We start from the raw sequence: 6000 nt of genomic DNA, 5'->3' as shown, positions 1-6000 counted from the left end.
TCCCGCCCGCCGCGCTGCCGTCGGCCTGACCGGCCCTTCCCCCCCCGGCCCCGGTCCCATCGCGCGACGATGGGACCGGGGCCCTCCCACGTCCGCCGCGCAGAGAGGTGACCACCGTGAACGCCGATCCAGGGAGCAGCCGGTGAGGACCACCCCGCACCTCCCCCGCCGACTGGCCGGGGCCTTCGCCCTGGCGCGCGGGAACCCGGCATGGAGGCGCTACTTCGCGGCCCGCTGGGTCTCGGTGACCGGGTCGACGGTCGCGCCGATCGCCGCCGCCTACGCCGTGCTGGGCATCGGCGGCGGCGCCACCGGGATCGGCCTCGTCCTGGTGGGCGGCCCGATCGTGTTCATGGCGATGTCCCCGGTCGGCGGCGTCGTCGCGGACCGGTACCCGCGCCGGACGGTGCTGGCCTGCTGCCAGTACGCCAGCGCCGCCGTCCAGGGCACCGTGGCCGTCCTGGTGCTGACCGGGTCGGCATCGGTGCCGTCGCTCGCGGCCTTGCAACTGCTCCAAGGCGCCATCGCGGCGTTCTTCGGTCCCGCCGCGCGGGGCCTGCTGCCGCAGCTGGTGGACAAGGAGGCGCTGCCCGACGCCAACGGCCTGGCGCAGATCTCGAACAACATGGTCGCGATCGGCGGGCCGCCGATCGCCGGCGTCGTGATCGCCTTCAGCGGCCCCGGCTGGGTGCTGGCGTGGGACGCGGCCTCGTTCCTGCTGTCGGGCCTGCTGTTCGGCGGCCTGGCGGTGCCGCCCGTCCGGCCGCGTCCCGCCGCCCGCTTCCGCGCCGAGATCGCCGAGGGCTGGCGGGTGCTCGTCGGCCTGCGCTGGGTCGCGGCCATCGCGCTGCTCTCGGCGACGTCCTCGGGCCTGTGGGCGGCCTCGATCACCGTGCTCGGGCCGGTGTGGGCGGCCGACCGCTATGACGGGGCGGTGACCTGGGGGCTCTTCGGCAGCGCGCTGGGCGCGGGGCTCGCCGTGGGGTCGATCACCGCGGTGCTGGTCCGCCCGCAACGCCCCGGCCTGGTCTGCTGCCTGGTCATGCTGCCCGAGGCGGCGCTGCTGGGCGCCATGGCCGCGGGGCTGCCGTTCCCGCTGGTCGCCGCCGCCGCCGTGGTCTGCGGCGCCGGGGGGACGCTGGAACTGGTCGTGTACCAGTCGGCGCTGGGCGCGTGGCTGCCCGAGGAGCACATCAGCCGCGTCCAGTCCTTCATCGCCCTCATCGGCACCGTCCTGGTGCCGGTCGCGATGGTCGGCGCGGGCCCCGCCGCCGGGCTGATGGGCACGCCGGTCGTCCTCGGCGGCTGCGCGGCCGTCGCCCTGCTGGCCGCGGCCGCCGCGTACAGCGTTCCCGACGTCCGCGCGCTGCGCGCCGCGCCCCGGCCCGTGCCGGTTCCGGTCACATCCGACCGGGCCGCGGACTGAACCCGGGCGGGATCGTCGCCGTGCCCTAGACGTCAGCGGTCTCGCACCGGGGGTAGGGCTGTGAGGACATCGCCAGGGCCGCGTCCGGTCGTCGCAAGCAACGGCGACCTGGACGACGGCGGTACGGACACCGGGACGGCGGCCTTACTGGCAGCCGAACACGCGCTGCTAGTGGACGGTGACCCGTGGACGGCCCGCGGCCGCTTCGCGGCGGCCTACCGCCAGGCGGAACGCGGCGGCGACCCGGAGATGCTGGCCCGCGCGGCGCTCGGCCTGGGCGGGCTCTGGGCGCAGGAGCAGCGGACGGTGGCGGACGCGGCGGCGACCCGGACCCGGCAACGCGCGGCGCTGGGCCGCCTGGACCCCCGGTCCGTGCTGGCGCTGCGCCTGCGCATCAGGCTGACCGCCGAGCAGGCGTACCGCAGCGGAGAGCCCGGCCCGATGCTCGCGCGGGTCGCCGAGGCGCGCGCCTCCGGGGACGGTGTGGCGCGAGTGGAGGCCCTCACGCTGGCGCACTACTGCGCCATGGGCCCCGGGCACGGGCCGCTGCGGCTGGAGCTGGCCCAGGAGCTGATCGGCGAGGCGTCCGGGACGGGCCGTTCCGGCGACCTGCTGGTGGGTCTGCTGCTGCACACCGTCGACCTCTTCCTCGACGCCCACCCGCACGCCGCCCGCAGCCTGGCGGAACTGCGGGAGCACCTCGCGATCCATGACCATCGGGCCGTCCGGGCCGTGGTGGAGGTGATCGAGGTGATGCTCGGCATCCGCGCGGGCCGGCTCGCGGCGGCCGGCGCCCTGGCCGGCGAGCGGGCCGAGCGCGGCGCCACGGCCGCGGGCGTCAACGCCCGGGCGTGGTACGGCGGGCAGCTCGGCACGATCCGCTGGTTCCAGGGCCGCATCGCCGAACTCCGGCCCATGCTGTCGGACCTGGTGGACTCGCCCACTCTCAGCGAGACGGACTACTCCACGTACGCGTCCCTGGCGCTCGCCGCGGCCTCGGGAGGCGACCGCTCCCTGGCCACGAGCATGCTCGCCCGGCTGCGCGGCCGCGGCTTGGCGGCGCTTCCGCAGGCGGCGACCTGGCTGCTGACGATGTACTGCGTGACCGAGACGGCCTGGCTGCTCAGGGACCCCGCGGTCGCGGCCGAGGCGGCGGCCCTGATGGTGCCGTACGCCCGCCTCCCGGTGATCGCGGGGCACGGGATCACCTGCCTGGGCTCGCTCCACCACTGCCTGGGGACGGCCGCGCTGACCACCGGCGACGCGGGCGCCGCCGCCGGGCACCTGCGCACGGCCCTCCAGGAGAACCTGTCGCTCGGGCACCGGCCCGCCACCGCGCTGTCGCGGGCCCGCCTCGCCCAGGCACTCGCGCTCCCAGGCCGGTCGCAAGACCTGGCCGAAGCCGACGCGGAGCTGGCCGCGGCGGTGAAAGAGGCCGCGGAACTGCACATGCCGCTGCCGCCCGGCACCGAACGAGGCACCGTACGCCTCCAGGACGGCGCCGCCGGCGCACCCGGCGCTCCCGGCCGAGCGGCGCCGGTGGTGTGCCGTCGCGACGGCAGGCGCTGGCACATCCAGCTGGGCGGACGAACCGCAACCGTCGACCACTGCGTGGGCCTGGAGCACCTGGCGGTGCTGATGGCCAACCCGGGCCAGGAGATACCCGCGGTCGAACTCGCGGCCGGACAGGGCGCGGCGAGCCCTGTTCCGGCAGGCCAGCCGCTGCTGGACGAGGCCGCGAAGCGGCAGTACAAGAAGCGGCTGGCCGAGTTGCAGGACCAGGCCGACCGTGCCGACCTGGCCGGAGATCCGGACCGTGCCGCAGAACTCCTGCGCGAGCGAGACTGGCTCATCGCGGAGCTGGCGTCGGCCACGGGTCTGGGCGGCCGACCGCGCCGGTTCGCCGACGACGAGGAACGAGCCCGGATCGCCGTGGGGAAGGCGATCCGGCGTGCCCTCGACCGGGTCGCCGCCGCCGACCCGGCCCTCGGTGCCGAGTTGCGCGCACACGTGCGGACCGGGTTGCGGTGCTGCTACCTCGGCCCCCGAGCAGAACCCCGTCAGCGTGCGGTGCCCCGCCCTTGATCACCCGTCGCTGCGGAAGAAGCGATCGGCGAAGACGCCCGGCTCCTGTGCGGTCATCGCGCGCCGCTGGCCTCGGCGGGTTCCGTCTCGTCCGCGACCGCGGCGGGTGTGCTCTCGGGACCGCGAAGGGCGATGCAGAAGAACAGGACGCCCATGATGGCCGCACCTGCCCACATGGCCTGCTGCCAGCCGTCGACGAAGGACTGCCGGGCCGCGTGGATCAGGTCCTGTGCGTGCGGACCTGCGCTGCCCGCCGCCTCGACGGCGTTGGCGACGCCTTGCCGGGCGGTGTCCGCGGCGCCCAGAGGGACGCCGTGCAGCCTCTCGTCGATGGCGTCGCGGTAGCCGGCGGACACGAGGGCACCGAGCAGGGCGACGCCGAGCGCGGTGCCGAATTCGCGGGTGACGTCGTTGAGGGCGGAGGCGACGCCCTGCTTCTCGCGCGGCAGGGAGGCGGTGATGGCCTCCGTGGACGGGGTCATCGACAGGCCCATGCCGAGGCCCATGGCGAGCATGCCGGGCAGGAGGGGCAGATAGCCGCCGCCGGCGGAGACGAACAGGGCCATGAGCGCCATGCCGGCGCCGGCCGCCCCGATACCCACCGCCATGGTCGCGCGGGCGCCGATACGTGCGGCGAGCGCGGGGGCCAGGCCGGAGGCCGTCATCATCATGACGGCCATCGGCATCATCGCGGCCGTGGACAGCAGGCCCGACCAGCCGAGCACGGCCTGGAAGAACGGGAAGAGGACCACGCCGATGCCCGCCTGGACGCCGAAGACCACCAGCAGCGTGAGCGAGCCGCCGGCCAGGTCCCGCTTCCGGAACAGCCGCACGTCCAGCAGCGAGGCGTCGCGGCGGTGCAGCTCCCAGGCCACGAACCCGATGGCGGCGATGAGGCCGACGGCGAGCCCGATCAGCGTCGCGGGGCGGTCCAGCCGAGTTCGGGGCCTTCCTGCAGGACGAAGATGAGCCCGACCACGGCGACCGCGGAGGCCGCCGCCCCGGCCGTGTCGAAACGGTGAGCGGAGGTTTCGCGGGAGTTGGGAACCGATGTCAGGGTCATGGCCAGCGCCGCGAGGACCAGGACCGCCGGCAGGGCGAACAGCCAGCGCCAGTCGGCGACGTCGACGAGGAGCGCGGCCAGGAACATGCCCAGGACGCCGCCGCCTCCGGCGACGCCGGTCCACACCCCGATCGCCTTGCCGCGCCGCTCTTCGGGGAAGGTGGAGGTGATGACGGCGAGCGTGATCGGCATGATCATCGCGGCGCCGACGCCGCCGGCCACGCGCGCGGCGAGCATCACCTCCGCCGTCGGGGCCAGGCCCGCGACGACGGTGGCGATGCCGAAGACGCCCAGGCCGGCGATGAGCATGGGCTTGCGGCCCAGCCGGTCGCCCAAGGCGCCGAGCGGGAGCAACAGGGCGGCCAGGGCGAGGGTGTAGACGTTGATGATCCACAGGATCGTGCTCTGGGAGGCGCCGAATTCCACGGCCATGTGGGTCTGCGCGACGTTCAGCCCGGTCACCGAGGCGATGACCGCCATCAGGGCGATGGACACGGCGATCAGGATCGTGCGCAGCCGGCGCGCGTCGGGAACGCCTCCGCCGCCGGCCGGCGCGGCCTGCGCGGTCTGGTTCGTGCTCATGGGTTCCTCTCGAAACGGGCGTGCCGAGTCGGCGCCGGAGCAGTGCCGGTCGCCGAGCGAAGGAGGAGGTCTCGGCGCCCGGGCATGGCCTCGGGCGTGGCGGACCATCCGCGGACGACGCTAAGGCCGGCTTGCATTTCAGGCATACGATGTTGCCTATGACGCAAGAAGATGGAGATCTGGACAGCCTCGTACGCAAGCGCATCCGCGCCTTGAGGGTGGCGCAGGGCTGGTCCCTGGAGGAGCTGGCCGGCCGCGCGCACCTCAGCCAGTCCTCGCTGAGCCGCATCGAGAACGGCCGGCGCCGCCTCGCGCTGGACCAGCTGGTCACCCTCGCCCGCGCGCTGGACACCACGCTGGATCAGCTGGTGGAGACCGCCACCGACGACGTGGTCACCAGCCCGACGATCGACAGCGTCCACAACCAGATGCGCTGGACCATCAAGGCCAGCCCCGGCATTAGCGTGGTGCGGCAGCGCATGACCGAGCCACCTCCCGAGAACCCGGCGCGCATGCGCGCTCACCCGGGGCACGAATGGCTCGTCGTCCTGTCCGGAACGGCGGTCCTCATGCTCGGACACAGCCGCATCCGCCTGGAGACGAACCAGGCGGCGGAGTTCCCCACGATGACGCCGCACGCCATCGGAGCGGACTCAGGCCCTTGCGAGATCCTGGGCATCTTCGACCGCGACGCCCGCCGCGGCCATCAGCGTGACGCCGGCGGCGGCAGCGCTCAGCGCGCTCCCGAATGATGGCGCAGGGCCACGTCACGGCCTGCGCAGCGGCGGCCTCTTGCGCCTCGGGCAGTGACAACGGCCAACGTCTTGCCTATACGGCAAGGTTT

The 6000-nt window shown here is 74.5% G+C and carries 5 protein-coding genes; 3 read left to right on the top strand and 2 right to left on the bottom strand.

The window, feature by feature from the left end; translation table 11 throughout:
- Window positions 1-142: 142 nt before the first annotated feature.
- Both ABZ914_RS16440 and ABZ914_RS16435 read left to right on the top strand, forming a co-directional pair.
- The gene (locus tag ABZ914_RS16440; RefSeq protein WP_500193721.1) at window positions 143-1426 is read left to right on the top strand and encodes an MFS transporter; all 1284 of its coding nucleotides are present in this window, start codon (window positions 143-145) and stop codon (window positions 1424-1426) included.
- Window positions 1427-1486: 60 nt separating this feature from the next.
- Complete coding sequence (locus ABZ914_RS16435; RefSeq protein ID WP_500193720.1) at window positions 1487-3511, top strand: hypothetical protein; 2025 nt, start codon at window positions 1487-1489, stop codon at window positions 3509-3511.
- A gap of 53 nt (window positions 3512-3564) precedes the next feature.
- Here the strand turns inward: ABZ914_RS16435 and ABZ914_RS16430 are convergent, their stop codons facing one another.
- Window positions 3565-4386, bottom strand: a complete 822-nt coding sequence (locus ABZ914_RS16430) for an MFS transporter (RefSeq protein ID WP_500193719.1) — start codon at window positions 4384-4386, stop codon at window positions 3565-3567.
- Window positions 4387-4424: 38 nt separating this feature from the next.
- Window positions 4425-5156, bottom strand: a complete 732-nt coding sequence (locus ABZ914_RS16425) for an MFS transporter (RefSeq protein ID WP_500193718.1) — start codon at window positions 5154-5156, stop codon at window positions 4425-4427.
- A 158-nt stretch (window positions 5157-5314) separates the two neighbouring features.
- Here ABZ914_RS16425 and ABZ914_RS16420 point away from each other — a divergent pair, with 158 nt between their 5' ends.
- Complete coding sequence (locus tag ABZ914_RS16420; RefSeq protein WP_500193717.1) at window positions 5315-5908, top strand: helix-turn-helix domain-containing protein; 594 nt, start codon at window positions 5315-5317, stop codon at window positions 5906-5908.
- The last annotated feature ends 92 nt before the right edge of the window (window positions 5909-6000 follow it).

The organism is Spirillospora sp. NPDC046719 (genome assembly GCF_040645715.1).
Classification (GTDB): Bacteria; Actinomycetota; Actinomycetes; order Streptosporangiales; family Streptosporangiaceae; genus Spirillospora.
This window is presented reverse-complemented; position numbering and strand designations above follow the sequence as displayed.

Bases quoted from the DNA above. Each gene is read 5' to 3' on its own strand.
- ABZ914_RS16420 (WP_500193717.1), top strand. From the start codon at position 5,315: ATGACGCAAGAAGATGGAGATCTGGACAGCCTCGTACGCAAGCGCATC.
- ABZ914_RS16425 (WP_500193718.1), bottom strand. From the start codon at position 5,156: ATGAGCACGAACCAGACCGCGCAGGCCGCGCCGGCCGGCGGCGGAGGC.